We start from the raw sequence: 13987 nt of genomic DNA, 5'->3' as shown, positions 1-13987 counted from the left end.
TATCTCCTCATTAAGTTAATATATAGTCTATAAAAATAATTATATTAATATAGACATGTATATATATATGAAAAATTAATAGTAAATATTATCTATTAATAAAATTAAAAAAAAAGCAAAAATTAATAGTAAATATAAAAGGTGATAAGGAGAATAGATATGAGAATAAGGCTAGGATATGTTGCTATAGCACTTAATTTACCAAAAGTAACTTCGTCAAGTACTCTTACATTTAAAAGATATTCTAGTATGAATAGTGATGAAGAAAGATTGAACAAATTAAAAAAAGTAACATATTCAAATATAATTGATTTAGAGAAAATATTAAAATATAATATAAAAAACAATATACACTTTTATAGAATAACTTCAAATCTTATACCATTAGCAACTCATCCAGAAGTTATGTGGGACTATAGAAAGTATTTTAAAAAAGATTTTGAATATATAGGTAAGATCATAAATGATAATAACTTAAGAATTGATATTCATCCAGACCAATTTAATGTAATAAATACTGATAGAGAAAGTGTATTTTTAAATACATCTAAGAATTTAACTATGCAAGCTAATTTTTTAGAAGATATAAATTGTAAGGATGCTAAGATGGTTATTCATATTGGTGGAGCAAAGGGAGGAAAAGAAAAAGCTATAGAAAGATTTATAGAAAATTTTAATAAACTTCCAGTTATAGTTAAAAATAAGTTAATCTTAGAAAATGACGATAAAATATTTACTGTAAAAGATGTTTTGTATATATGTAAAATACTGAATTTACCTATGGTTTTAGACATACATCATCATAATTGTAACAATAATGGCGAAAATATAGATAGATTGTTAAATGATATATTTAATACGTGGAAAAATGAAAAATTGCAACCTAAGATACATTTTTCTACGCCTAGAGAATTTGAAAATGATAGAAGACATTCTGATTATATAGATGCTAAAGAATTCTTAAAGTTTATATATTTAATAAAAGATAATGTAAATAAGGATGTAGATGTAATGATAGAGGCTAAGAAAAAAGATTTAGCACTACAAAGATTAGTGAGTGATATAAAAAATCTAGACAAGCTTATAGTATTTGAAGACGAGAGTACTATTATACTATAATGTAAGATTATTTTCTTAATATAAAAATAGTATTTTAAATATAGGAAAATCACTATTATATAAAAAAGACATCTTAAATTTAAGATGTCTTTTATATAAAACGACTAACTAAAAAGTTAGCTATAGATTCATATGGTATTTTTTCAGTTTTTAATAAACCTTGTACAACTAAACCATCTATTATAGATACTAGTAAAAAAGAAAGGGCTTCTGCATCTTTTTTATTAGTTTTTATAAGTTCTGATTTAATAGTATTTCTCCATTCAATATATTTAAGTTTTATTTCTTCTCTTAAATTATCATTACTAGTTATAGCCTCACAAAGTATATACATGTGAATTCTGCCTCTTCCTTCAATAGTTGATATTTTATCCATTATAAGATTTATCATTTGCTCGTTAGAAGCATCAGAATCTATATTACATACGCAATCAAGAGCAGCATTTGTAATAGCCATTAAATGCATGTTGGCTATATCTGATATTAAATCATCTTTAGAAGAATAATGATAATACAAAGTTCCTTTACTTATATCAACAGCTTTTGCTATATCTGCTAGACTTGTATTTTTAATACCATTTTTAATCATCAAATCTGTTGCAGTAAGCAAAATATTTTCTTTCATATTATTTGGTTTCATGTGATATCCCTTTCAAATACTACTATTATAACAAGTAAATTATAATATCATAAAATTTTATTGTCAATAAATCATATAATTGAGAAGATCTCAATAATATATTTTAACTATTGACTTTTATATATAGTAAATATACAATGAAAATATAAATCAGTCAACCGACCGACTGATTTATATTTCTAATATTATGGTGAATTTAAAAATAATAAAGTGAGGAAAGATCTATGAAAAGGGTAAAAATAATAACAGATAGCTCATGTGATTTAAATAAAGATACAATAGAAAAATATGATATAGGCATAGTAAAACTTAATGTTTCTTTTGGAGAAGATGTTTATGAAGATGGAGATATAGAAAAAAGTGAATTTTATAAAAGGATGGACAATTCTAATGAACTTCCAAAAACTTCTTGTCCATCTCCTGAAAAGTTTGTAAAGCATTATGACTGCAAGGAAGAGGAAATTTTAGTACTTACATTAACATCTAAATTATCAGCTACATACTCAACAGCATTGCTTGCTAAAAATATGTTTTTAGAAGAAAATAACAAAAAGATTGAAATAATAGATACATTAAATGGCTCAATTGGTCAAGGATTATTAGTTGTTAAAGCATGTGAATTAGCAGAGGAAGGGAAATCTCTTGAGGAAATAGTTAGTGAAATTGAAAAATTAAAAAATGAAGTTATATTTTTTGGAGCACTAGATACTCTAGAAAATGCTATAAAGGGAGGAAGAGTAAATCCTTTAGCTGGAAAAATAATAAATGTGCTTAATTTTAAGGTGATAATACAGGTAATAGATGGTGTAGTTAAACCAGTAGATAAAGCAAGAGGAGATAATAATTGTATAAAAAAAGTAATAGATAGTGTAAGTAAATATATAAATGATGATAAAAAATCATTAGCAATAGCACATTCAAATTGTATAGAAAAAGCAGAAAAAATAAAAGAGATAATGAAAGATAAATATGATTTTAAAAATATAACTATAAGTGAAGTTGGATCAGTTATGGGAACATATACTTCAAAAGGTGCAATACTTATAAGCATATTATAGTAGCTCAAAAATATAAATAGTATTAAATAAATTAAAGGACTTACTCATATGAGTAAGTTCTTTTTTGTTTTATACTCCTATAAAATTGTAAAAATACTATTTTTAGGGGGGGAGCATATGGAAACTTTAGATATTAAGATAAATAAAATGAAACAATATATAAATACTAAAGATATAAGTGCTATAAACAAACTAAAACTTAGTGTGATTAAAGATAATAATAAATACAATTTAAATGAAGATGATTTTAAATATATTGATGAGTATAATTACTATGTTAAATTTTTAAGAAATTTAAAAAGGTATATAAAATCAAATGATAAAAAAAATATAATAATTAAAGAATATAAAGATAATTTAGATAGACTAATGTATATTATTATTAGTATAGATATAAATACTATATCTGTAGGTATACCTGTGAATATACAAACATTAAGTGGCAGTAAAAATAAGGCATATATGGAATGTGTATACTATCAATACAAAGAAAGATCTAGTTTATACATAAATAATTTTAGAGCTATTAAATCAAAAAAAGGATATGGTAGAAAGATACTTATTAATTTAAAAGATATAATTAGAGATATTAATAAGGTACTTAAAGAGAATAATCTAAAGGAAATAAAAATTATAGAAGGTCTATTAGTAGCAGATGAGAATATTATAAGTGAAAAGGATTTAAGAAATTTATATAAAAAATATGGATTTATTATAGACAATCAAAATAATATATCTATTAGCCTATAGAAAGATTGCTTACAAATAAAGTTTTTTATAGGTTATAATATTATTTATACGAACTTAAGTGGAGGCTGAAATGATTAATAAAACAGACTTTTTAAATAGTTACAATATAAGTGAAGATTTTTTAATTGAAAATAATATAAATTGGAATGATCTAGTAGATATATATGAGGATTTTAAAAATTATAGAAAAAGTTATGAAACGCAAGCTGAATTAATAGCAAATATATTAAGGGCACATAAAAAAGTACACTCAGTTAAAACTAGGGTTAAAGATGAAGAGCACTTATTAGAAAAAGTAATAAGAAAAACACCAGACAGAAGAAAAAAGTATGGAGAAGATTTTAATTTTACTGTATCAAACTATAAACAAGAAATAACAGATTTATTAGGAATAAGAGTTATACATATATTTAAGGAAGATTGGAAAGAAATACATGATTTTATAAGCCTTATGTGGCGTGTTAATGAAATAGTAGCAAATGTTAGAGAAGGGGATAATACTAAGCAATTTGAAGAATTGGGTATAGAAGTGTGTTCAAGAATATCAGGGTATAGGTCAGTACATTATCTTATAGAATCTTACCCTACGACGCAAAAAGTTATATCTGAGATACAAGTTAGAACTATATTTGAAGAAGGATATGGAGAAATAGATCATCAACTTAGATATTCATTAAGCGAAATACCAGAGTTATTAGAACAAAATTTAATGTTATTAAATAGAATAGCAGGAAGTTCTGATGAAATGGCGTCTCTTATAAATATGTTAAGTAAAAGTTTTGATGAAATGGACATAAGAAAATCTAGACTAGATATAAAAAAAGAGAAATTGTTAGCACTAAAAAAGAAAATAGAAGTTAATAAAGAAATAAGTGACACTAAGAAATTAGAGCTTATAAGAGATATAGATGAAATTTTAATATAATAAAAGATACAAGTTTTAACTTGTATCTTTTTATTTAAATATATCAGATAGTTCAATGCTAGCACCATCTAAGTTAGAAGGTATTTCTAAATCATCACAAGTAGTTAATGTAGAATTTATAGGTAATGATACTATAAAAGAGGATCCTTCACCTAATTTTGAGTTAACACTTATAGTACCTTGGTGAAGTTTTACAAATGATTTAACAATAGAAAGTCCTATTCCACTTCCTTCATTTTGTCGGGTAAATACACTATCTATTTGAGTAAACTTTTCAAATATTTTATTTAAGTTAGCTTCATCTATACCAACACCATTATCTTGAACTATAAAATTAAAATTATTTTCATCTGAAATTATTGTTGCAAATATATCTTCTCCTTCACTTGAAAATTTGATAGCATTTGAAAGAAGGTTTAGTACTATCCTTTCAATTTTTTCAGGATCAACACACATGTTAAGTTCTTCTACATTAGTGTCAAATATTATATTTAGTTTCTTAGATTTAGCATAAGGAATTACAGATAAAACAGTATTTTCTATAAATGATATTATATCGATATTTTTAAGTTTTAAGTTATAAAACCCACAGTCAAACTTAGCTACGTCGATAACATTATTTATAAGTCTAATGAGTCTATTTGAATTTTGAGAAATAATATTTAAGTTGCTAAGTATTTTATCATCATTATGTAAAGTTTCTTTAGATAATAATATACTTAAAAGTTGATTAGCTGATGAAATAACAGTAACTGGTGTCCTAAGTTCATGACTTATATTAGCTATAAAATTACTTTTTGCAATATTAGCATCCTCAGCAATCTTTTTAGATTTATTTAATTCCTCTTTATGTTTTGAAGTTTTATGGGCATGTATAAGTAAAGCAATTATTATACATACTAGTCCAATTAAAGTCAAAGTAACAGGAAAAATAAGTTCCTTATGTTTTTCAAAAAATGGAATGGGTTTATTTATTATTATTGAGTTTTTTGGAAGCTTATTTTTTGGTATATTATATTTAACTAAATTATCATAATTAAAACACCATACATTAGCCTCATCACTGGTTATAAGTTGTTTTGTATTTACTTTATCATCTAATATCGATTTAAGTAATTTACTTGCAAGAGTAGATTGTTCATAATGACTTACTACTTTCCCACCAACCATATTATCATAAAGATTATAGTTTAAGGTTGTAAACATAGGTGCATCTATATACTTAGAGATTGTTTCAACTGATTCATATATATATAAGTCTTTAGGTGAGTTAATTATATATGGATGTAGATACAAAACAACATCTTTATTTTTATCTATATTAGATAGCTTAGATAAAAAGGATTCATCAATTTTATCGGGTATTACAATATTTTTATAATTAAAATTTTTGTATTTAGATTTAAAGCTATAAAATTCATCAATCTCTTTTTTATACTTACTTTCATCACCACTTATTAAGATTAAGTTTTTATTTTCATTAAATAAATTATGTATTAGATTTAAATTTTCTGATATAGATGGATTTTCTATAACACCCCCATTTATATTACTCTCCATTGCCCTTTTTATATTATCTTCATCTGAAATACCAAGAAATACCACAGCAGTATTTTTAAATAACTCTAAATTATTTAGTGCAAAATCTAAAGCAGCATCGTCCCCGAGAATAATGCCATCATATTTTCTATAATTTTTAGTTTTAAATTTTATTAAATTATAGAAATTTTTTCTGAATTCTTCATCATTAAATTTTTTTATATCCATATATTCTATTTGAACTTCGTAGTTACTATCGATAGAATCACAGATACCATTTAATTGGTCATCAAATGTTATAAAACTTGGAGAGTATGAACTGATGAATAATACATTTTTTGTTGAAATTGCATTTGTATTTGTAGTATTTAGACAAAATAAAACTATTAATGTAGGTAATATTAAATACCTAAAATTATTTTTAACTTTATTCAACATTTTTATACACCCTTTTGAAAAAAATTGTAATTATATAGAAATTATAGCAGAAAAAAGTATAAATACCTACATCAAAAATAGAAAGATATTTTATAACACATATATAAATAATTGAAATAATATAAAATTATATATCTAATAAATATATTTGATAAAAAAGGAAAATAGGGTGCAAAAGTTAAATTCTTAAAAGTATGTTGTAATTTTAAGAAAAAGTTTGATACAAAAAATTTTTATATTATAAAATAGATATTTAGGTGGAGGGGCTATGCAAAATAATATATATAAAGAAGTTATAGAAAAAATAATAGAAAGCATAGATGAAGGTATACATTTTATAGATAAAAATGGAAAAACATTAATATATAATAATGCTATGGCAAAATTAGAACATATGAATAAAGAAGATGTATTAAATAAATCTTTCAAAGACGTATTAAAAAATATGGAAATAAAAAATAGTACGCTACTTAAGGTTATTAGAAATAAAAAAGAGATAAAAGATAATGTACAAAAATACTTAAACAAAGATGGAAAAGAAATAACTACTATAAATACGACAATACCAGTTAAAATTAATGGGGAGCTAATTGGCGCATTAGAAGTTTCAAAAGATATGACTCAAATTCAAACATTATCAGAACAGATTATAAAATTAAATGATATTAAGGAAAATAATAGAAAAAATAAGACAAAAGAAGGATATAATTTTAGCGATATAATAGGTGAAAGTGAATGTATAAAAAAAGCAATTAACATATCAAAAAAAGCAACTAAAAGTGATGCAACAGTATTTATATATGGGGAAACAGGAACAGGAAAAGAACTTATAAGTCAATCTATACACTATGAAAGTAAAAGAAGAGACAAACCATTTATAGCACAAAATTGTGCGGCACTTCCCGAAAGCTTATTAGAAGGAATACTATTTGGAACTGTAAAAGGAGGATTCACAGGTGCAATAGATAGGCCAGGTTTATTTGAACAAGCTAATAAGGGTACAATACTTTTAGATGAAATAAATTCTATGCCACTTCAACTTCAAGCAAAGCTACTTAGGGTGCTTCAAGAAGGATATGTAAGAAGAGTTGGAGGAACAAAGGATATACCAGTTGACGTAAGGGTAATAGCTACAACTAATGAAAATCCTGTAGATATATTAAATGAAGGAAAACTTAGGAAAGATTTATATTACAGATTAAATGTAATTTATATAGAAATACCACCTCTTAGAGAAAGAGGTGAAGACATTATATTGCTTGCAAATAAATTTATAAAAAAATATAATTATAAATTAAATAAAAACTTAATTGGTATATCTGAAAAGGGAGCTAAGGTACTTAAAAATCACTTTTGGCAAGGAAATGTAAGAGAATTAGAAAATACTATATACTCTAGTATGAGCCTTATGGAAAATGAAGATGTTTTAGATGAAGATATGATAAATATAAATGAATATAAAACCAATTTATCAGAAAATACATATATAATAGATATAGGCTCAAAGCCTTTAGATTGGATAATAGGAGATATAGAAGAACGATATATACATGAAGCTTTAGAAAAATCGGGAGAAAATGTAACAAAAGCAGCTGCTATACTTGGAATAACAAGGCAAAACCTTCAGTATAAAATGAAAAAATATAATATAAGAATTAATAGATAGTATAAGAGCAAAAAATTTTGCAGTACATGCAAAATTTAATGCTCTTTTTTTTTATTTTCAAACCTATTGATATATATCATTTGTATAAGGTATCAACAGTTTTATGATTAATATAAAATTCTTGCATGTAAAAAAGGAAAGATACCCTATGTATAAAAAATTACGAGGGGAAAAATAGATAAATTTTTAAAAAATAGGAAAAATTAAAAAATTGGCATTACTCTTGCTTTATATATAAAGCATAAAAAATAAATATAAGGGGGAAGTATATATGAGAAATATAAAAGTTGGAATATGGGGATTTGGAGCAATGGGAAGTGGAATGGCAAAAATGTTACTTAAAAAAAATGGAGTAGATATAGTTGCAGTTTGTGATATGCATCCAGAAAGAGTAAATAAAAGTGTATATGATGTACTAGGGTGTGAAAGAGGAGAAAGGCCAGAAGTTATAATAAAGCCTGATTATAAAGAAGCTTTCACTGATGAATGTGCAGATGTTGTGTTACTTGCAACTGACTCATTCACTAAAGGAGCATTTGATAAGATAAAATACATATTAGAAAGAAAAATAAACGTTATATCAACAGCAGAAGAAATGTCTTATCCAAAAGCACAAGAACCAGAATTAGCTGAAGAATTAAATAGGATAGCTAAAGAAAATGGAGTAAGTGTACTTGGTACAGGAATAAACCCAGGATTTGTACTTGATTTACTAATACTTGCTTTAACTGGAACTTGCGAAGAAGTAGAGTATATAAAGGCTGCTAGAGTAAATGACTTATCTCCATTTGGTAAAGCAGTTATGATAGAACAGGGGGTTGGAGTTACAAAAGATGAATTTGAAAATGGAGTTAAAGATGGATCAATAGCAGGTCATGTAGGTTTTCCTGAATCTATAAACATGATAACACATGGTATAGGATGGAATTTAGAAAAAGTAGAGGAAACTAGAGAACCAATAATGAGTAGTGTATATAGAAAGAGCGAGTACGCTGAGGTAGAAGCAGGAAATGTTGCAGGTTGTAGACAATGTGGATATGGATATGTTGATGGAAAAGTTAAAATAGAAATGGAACATCCACAACAAATATTACCTCACTTAGAAGGGCAATCAACAGGAGATTATGTAACTATAAAAGGTACTCCAAATATAAATTTACAAATAACTCCAGAGATACCAGGAGGGATAGGTACTATAGCAATGTGTGTAAATTCTATACCACATGTTATAAATGCAATACCAGGACTTAGAACAATGCTTGATATACCTGTTCCAAGAGCAATAATGGGCGATATGAGAGAATTAGTTAATTTAAAAGAAACTGTTAAGGCTTAAATATAAATTTATAAATAAAGAATATAACAAACCAATACTAGTAAATTAATTTTACTAGTATTGGAAAAAAAGGAGAGTAGATTTATGGATGCTAAGCGTGGAAATTGGGTAATAATTCACAACATAGTATTAGAATCTAGCCAAAGGGCGCCACAAGTTCCAGATGATACAAAATTACATCCTCTTGAAATGTGGGTTAAAGGATTTATAGAAGAAGATGCTAATATTGGGGAACTAGTCAATATAAAAACTATAACAGGAAGAAATGTAAGTGGAAAATTACTAAAAGTAGAACCATATTATGAACATGATTATGGAAAGTGTATACCAGAATTACTTCAAATAGGTTTACAGGCAAGAAATATACTATTTGGAGGTGAAGAAAATGAAAGATAATAGTTATAGTGCTGTAATGAGTAGAAAAAATGAAATAATGAAAAATGCAATAGGGATAGACTATACAAAGTTTGAAAACGAAGGAATATCCTTTGATTATGAAAAAATGATGAAAGAAACAGGATATTCTTTAAGCGAAATAGAAAAAATCCAAGGAAATTTCGCAGTAGGAAATACTCCATTAATAGAGCTTAAAAATATAACTAAACTTGCTAGAAAAGTATCGCCAAAGGGAAAAGGTGCAAAGATATTTGTAAAAGATGAAGCATGTAATGCATCTGGAAGTTTTAAAGCAAGACGTGCAGCAACAGCAGTATATCATGCTAAAAAGATGGGATATAAGGGAGTAATTGCAGCAACTAGTGGAAATTATGGAGCAGCAGTTGCATCTCAAGCAGCTATACAAGGCCTTAAATGTATAATAGTTCAGGAGTGTTATGACAGTAATGGAATAGGTCAGCCTGAAATAATAGAAAAAGCAAGAAAATGTGAAGCCTATGGTGCAGAAGTTGTTCAATTAACTGTAGGACCTGAGTTATTTTATACATTTTTAACATTATTAGAAGAAACAGGATATTTTAATGCATCACTTTATTCTCCATTTGGGATAGCTGGTGTTGAGACATTAGGATATGAAATAGCTATGCAGTGTAGAGAAAAATTAGGAAAAGATCCAGATGTAGTAGTATGCACTAATGCAGGGGGAGGAAATTTAACGGGAACAGCTAGAGGACTAAAAAAAGCTGGGGCTACAGATGTTAAAGTAGTAGGTGCAAGCGTCAACCTAAAAGGACTTCATATGGCTAGTGATACTCAATTTAATAAAAAATCATTTACTACAGGGCACACTGGGTTTGGAATACCATTTTGTACTTGGCCAGACCGTTCAGATGTACCAAGATCAGCTGCAAGACCACTAAGATATATGGATAGATACTTAACAGTAAGTCAAGGGGAAGTATTTTATATGACAGAACTACTAGCACAACTTGAAGGTATAGAGAGAGGTCCAGCTGGAAATACATCTTTGGCAGTAGCATTTAGTTTAGCTAGAGAACTAGATGAAGACCAAATAATAGTAGTTCAAGAAACAGAGTATACAGGAGCTGGAAAACATATAAATCCACAACTTACATTTGCGCGTGAAAATGGGATAGAAATTAAGTTCGGAAATCCACAAGATGAAGTTTGTGGAGAAAATTTAATATTACCATCACATCCAAGTATGATAAAAGCAGTTGATTTAGACATGAATAAGATAAAAAAATCTTATATAAAAAATGCAATAAAAAATAATAATGTAAGTAAGTTAAATAATGAAGATATAGAATTTTTAGCTAAAGATTGTAAGTGCGATATAGAGTTTGTAAAAAATGTTGCTAATGAAATACTAGTTAAAGGGAAATAGCCTTACATACTAATTATTTCACTTATCATGATTAGTTAGTATAGAGTATAAAAAACTAAAAATTAGGGTTTAAAATTATAATATAGAGATTCATAAATAGAAAGTAATAGAGAATAGGGGGAGACGTATGAAAAAGAGAAATGATGATTTTAATGAAAGAAGAGTTCATCTAGCAAATTTAAGTGATGAAGAATTAAAGAATAGATTTTGGAGCTTAGCAAGTGAAATAGTTGAACCGATGATAGAACTAGGAAGAAAAAATACCACACCATCAATAGAAAGATCAGTACTACTAAGAATGGGATTTTCTTCTTTAGAAGCTAAAGAAATAGTAAATGGTGTACTTGAAAATGGACTTATAGGAAAAGGTGCGGGGCATGTTGTTTATAAATTTTCCAAAGAAAAAAATATAAGTGTTCGCGAAGCTGGTCTTATGCTTATAGAAAATAAGTATTGGGATGAAGCAGTTAGTTTATTTGCGAAGGAGGGAGCACAATGTTAAAAGAAAATAAAAAATTAGATATAGAATATATATTAAAAGATCTAGAAAATTATAGACCAAAAAGAAGAGGCTGGACATGGAGAGAAAATGAAAAAGATTTAGAAATGGGACCTTTTAAATATAAGGATTGTTCAGCACCTTTAAAAGAAAGTGTAGCACTTCCTTCAGCTAAATACTTTAATAATATAGACCCTCAACCTAATGCAGTTATAACAACAGAAATAGCATCAGGAAGATTTGAAGATGATATAAGAAGAATGAGAATGGCAGCACATCATGGAGCAGACCATTTAATGGTTATAAGAACGGCTGGTCAATCTCACTTTGATGGATTAATAGAAGGAACACCACAGGGAATAGGAGGAGTTCCTATAACAAGAAAGCAAGTTAGAGCACAAAGAAAAGCTCTTGATTTTATAGAAGAAGAAGTTGGAAGACCAATAAACTATCATTCTTATGTAAGTGGAGTTGCAGGACCTGAGGTTGCTGTAATGTTTGCAGAAGAAGGAATAAACGGAGCTCATCAAGACCCACAATACAACGTATTATATAGAAATATAAATATGATAAGATCATTTGTTGATGCTTGTGAAGCAAAAAATATAATGGCTTTTGCTAATATGGCTCAAATAGATGGAGCACACAATGCAAATGCAACAGCTAGAGAAGCTTGGAAGGTTATGCCTGAACTTATGGTTCAACATGCACTAAACTCAGTATTCTCAGAAAAAGTAGGAATTAATAAAGACAATATATGCCTATCAACAGTACCACCAACAGCACCTCCAGCACCATGTTTAACACTAGACCTACCTTATGCAGTAGCTTTAAGAGAGTTATTTAGTGACTATAAAATGAGAGCACAAATGAATACTAAATATATGGATTCATCAACTAGAGAAGCAACAGTAACTCATGTACTTAACTTATTGACTTCAGTTTTAACAAGAGCTGATATACAATCTACTATAACTCCAGACGAAGGAAGAAACGTTCCTTGGCATATGTACAACATAGAAGCTTGTGATACTGCAAAACAAGCACTTGTTGGTATGGATGGACTTATGGATATGATAGAACTTAAAAAAACAGGTCCACTTAGAGATAAAGCAAGAGAGTTAAAAGAAAGAGCAGTATTATATATGGAAGAAATATTAGAAGAAGGTGGATATTTCGAAGCTGTTGAAAAAGGATTCTTTGTTGATTCTGGTAACTACCCAGAAAGAAATGGAGACGGAATAAGTAGAAAGATAAGAGAAGGAGTAGGAGCAGGAAGTGTATATGAAAGAGATGAAGATTATCTAGCTCCAGTTACAGCTCACTTTGGATACAATAATGTAGCTCAATATGATGAAACTTTAGTAGATAATCCTTCTAAGTTGATAGATGGATGTACTTTTGAAGAACCAGATAAAATAATATATATAGATGAACTAGATGATATGGATAATGTAAACGTAAGACTTAAAGAGGTAGAAGAATTTAGAAATTCTACTAATATAAAGCCAGAAATGGAATGGTGTGCAGATGGTACAGTAATGCTTACTATGATGCTACCAACAGATAAGAGAACTGCTGAATTTGCAGCTATAGAATTTGCTAAGAAAATGAATCTAGAAGAAGTAGAAGTTATCCACAGAGAAGTTATGCATAGTGCAGAAGGAACTAGAATAGAGTTGAAAGGTAAAGTTCCATTTAGCATAGATATAGCTAAACTTGATATACCAGAAGAGCAAAAGGTAATGACAGATGATGAAATAAGAGAAGATATAGAAAAAATGCCTATGAAAATCGTTTGTGCAACAATAGGAGAAGATGAACACTCTGTTGGACTTAGAGAAGTTATAGACATAAAACATGGTGGTATAGAAAAATATGGTATAGAATGCCACTACTTAGGAACATCAGTGCCAGTTGAAAAATTAGTAAATGCAGCGATAGAGTTAAATGCAGATGCTATACTTGCATCAACTATAATAAGTCATGATGATATACACTACAAAAATATGAAAAAACTACATGAATATTGTGTAGAAAAGGGAATAAGAGATAAGGTAATGGTAGCAGCAGGAGGAACTCAAGTAACGCCTGATATAGCAGTTGAAAATGGAATGGATGCTGGATTTGGAAGAAGTGATAGAGGGGTTAACGTAGCTACGTTCTTAGTTGAAAAAAGAAGAGAAAAATTAGCACTAGAAGGAAATAATTAA

At 27.6% G+C, this 13987-nt stretch carries 12 protein-coding genes; 10 read left to right on the top strand and 2 right to left on the bottom strand.

Annotated elements, in window-relative coordinates; all coding sequences use genetic code 11:
• The first annotated feature begins 159 nt into the window (after window positions 1-159).
• Window positions 160-1119, top strand: a complete 960-nt coding sequence (gene uvsE / locus ABHC41_RS01490) for a UV DNA damage repair endonuclease UvsE (protein ID WP_195236917.1) — start codon at window positions 160-162, stop codon at window positions 1117-1119.
• Window positions 1120-1210: 91 nt separating this feature from the next.
• Here the strand turns inward: uvsE and ABHC41_RS01485 are convergent, their stop codons facing one another.
• Window positions 1211-1759, bottom strand: a complete 549-nt coding sequence (locus ABHC41_RS01485) for a TetR/AcrR family transcriptional regulator (protein WP_195236918.1) — start codon at window positions 1757-1759, stop codon at window positions 1211-1213.
• Between the two features lie 224 nt (window positions 1760-1983).
• Between ABHC41_RS01485 and ABHC41_RS01480 the strand changes: the two genes are divergently transcribed.
• From ABHC41_RS01480 to ABHC41_RS01470, 3 genes are all read left to right on the top strand, one after another.
• Window positions 1984-2817 carry a DegV family protein gene (locus ABHC41_RS01480; protein ID WP_195236919.1) on the top strand — a complete coding sequence of 278 codons (834 nt, stop codon included), beginning with the start codon at window positions 1984-1986 and terminating at the stop codon, window positions 2815-2817.
• A 117-nt stretch (window positions 2818-2934) separates the two neighbouring features.
• Window positions 2935-3567: a hypothetical protein gene (locus ABHC41_RS01475; protein WP_092926759.1), complete on the top strand. Its 633-nt coding sequence runs from the start codon at window positions 2935-2937 to the stop codon at window positions 3565-3567.
• Between the two features lie 70 nt (window positions 3568-3637).
• Entirely contained in the window at window positions 3638-4492 is an 855-nt protein-coding gene (locus tag ABHC41_RS01470; protein WP_207733503.1) for a RelA/SpoT domain-containing protein, read from the top strand.
• Between the two features lie 30 nt (window positions 4493-4522).
• On the opposite strand, the gene ABHC41_RS01465 is transcribed toward ABHC41_RS01470, so the two are convergent.
• A complete protein-coding gene (locus ABHC41_RS01465) occupies window positions 4523-6469 on the bottom strand; it encodes a HAMP domain-containing sensor histidine kinase (RefSeq protein ID WP_195236920.1) in 1947 nt (648 codons plus the stop codon).
• Between the two features lie 268 nt (window positions 6470-6737).
• Here ABHC41_RS01465 and ABHC41_RS01460 point away from each other — a divergent pair, with 268 nt between their 5' ends.
• The 6 genes from ABHC41_RS01460 (at window position 6738) to oraE (ending at window position 13987) form a co-directional block, all read left to right on the top strand.
• Window positions 6738-8135 carry a sigma 54-interacting transcriptional regulator gene (locus ABHC41_RS01460; RefSeq protein ID WP_166505049.1) on the top strand — a complete coding sequence of 466 codons (1398 nt, stop codon included), beginning with the start codon at window positions 6738-6740 and terminating at the stop codon, window positions 8133-8135.
• 271 nt (window positions 8136-8406) lie between these two features.
• On the top strand, window positions 8407-9471 hold the full coding sequence (ord, locus tag ABHC41_RS01455; RefSeq protein ID WP_092926751.1) for a 2,4-diaminopentanoate dehydrogenase: 1065 nt from the start codon (window positions 8407-8409) through the stop codon (window positions 9469-9471).
• Between the two features lie 84 nt (window positions 9472-9555).
• Entirely contained in the window at window positions 9556-9867 is a 312-nt protein-coding gene (gene ortA / locus ABHC41_RS01450; protein WP_092926749.1) for a 2-amino-4-oxopentanoate thiolase subunit OrtA, read from the top strand.
• The gene (gene ortB, locus ABHC41_RS01445; protein WP_271892000.1) at window positions 9857-11275 is read left to right on the top strand and encodes a 2-amino-4-oxopentanoate thiolase subunit OrtB; all 1419 of its coding nucleotides are present in this window, start codon (window positions 9857-9859) and stop codon (window positions 11273-11275) included. The genes ortA and ortB overlap by 11 nt, the downstream gene beginning before the upstream one ends.
• 127 nt (window positions 11276-11402) lie before the next feature.
• A complete protein-coding gene (locus ABHC41_RS01440) occupies window positions 11403-11777 on the top strand; it encodes an ornithine aminomutase subunit alpha (protein ID WP_092926745.1) in 375 nt (124 codons plus the stop codon).
• Window positions 11771-13987, top strand: a complete 2217-nt coding sequence (oraE, locus tag ABHC41_RS01435; RefSeq protein ID WP_166505052.1) for a D-ornithine 4,5-aminomutase subunit OraE — start codon at window positions 11771-11773, stop codon at window positions 13985-13987. The genes ABHC41_RS01440 and oraE overlap by 7 nt, the downstream gene beginning before the upstream one ends.

Origin of the sequence: Romboutsia sp. 1001216sp1 (genome assembly GCF_039841805.1) — a bacterium.
GTDB classification, from domain to species: Bacteria; Bacillota; Clostridia; order Peptostreptococcales; family Peptostreptococcaceae; genus Romboutsia_C; species Romboutsia_C hominis.
The sequence above is the reverse complement of the archived record's forward strand: the minus strand, read 5'-3'. Positions and strand labels throughout refer to the sequence as shown.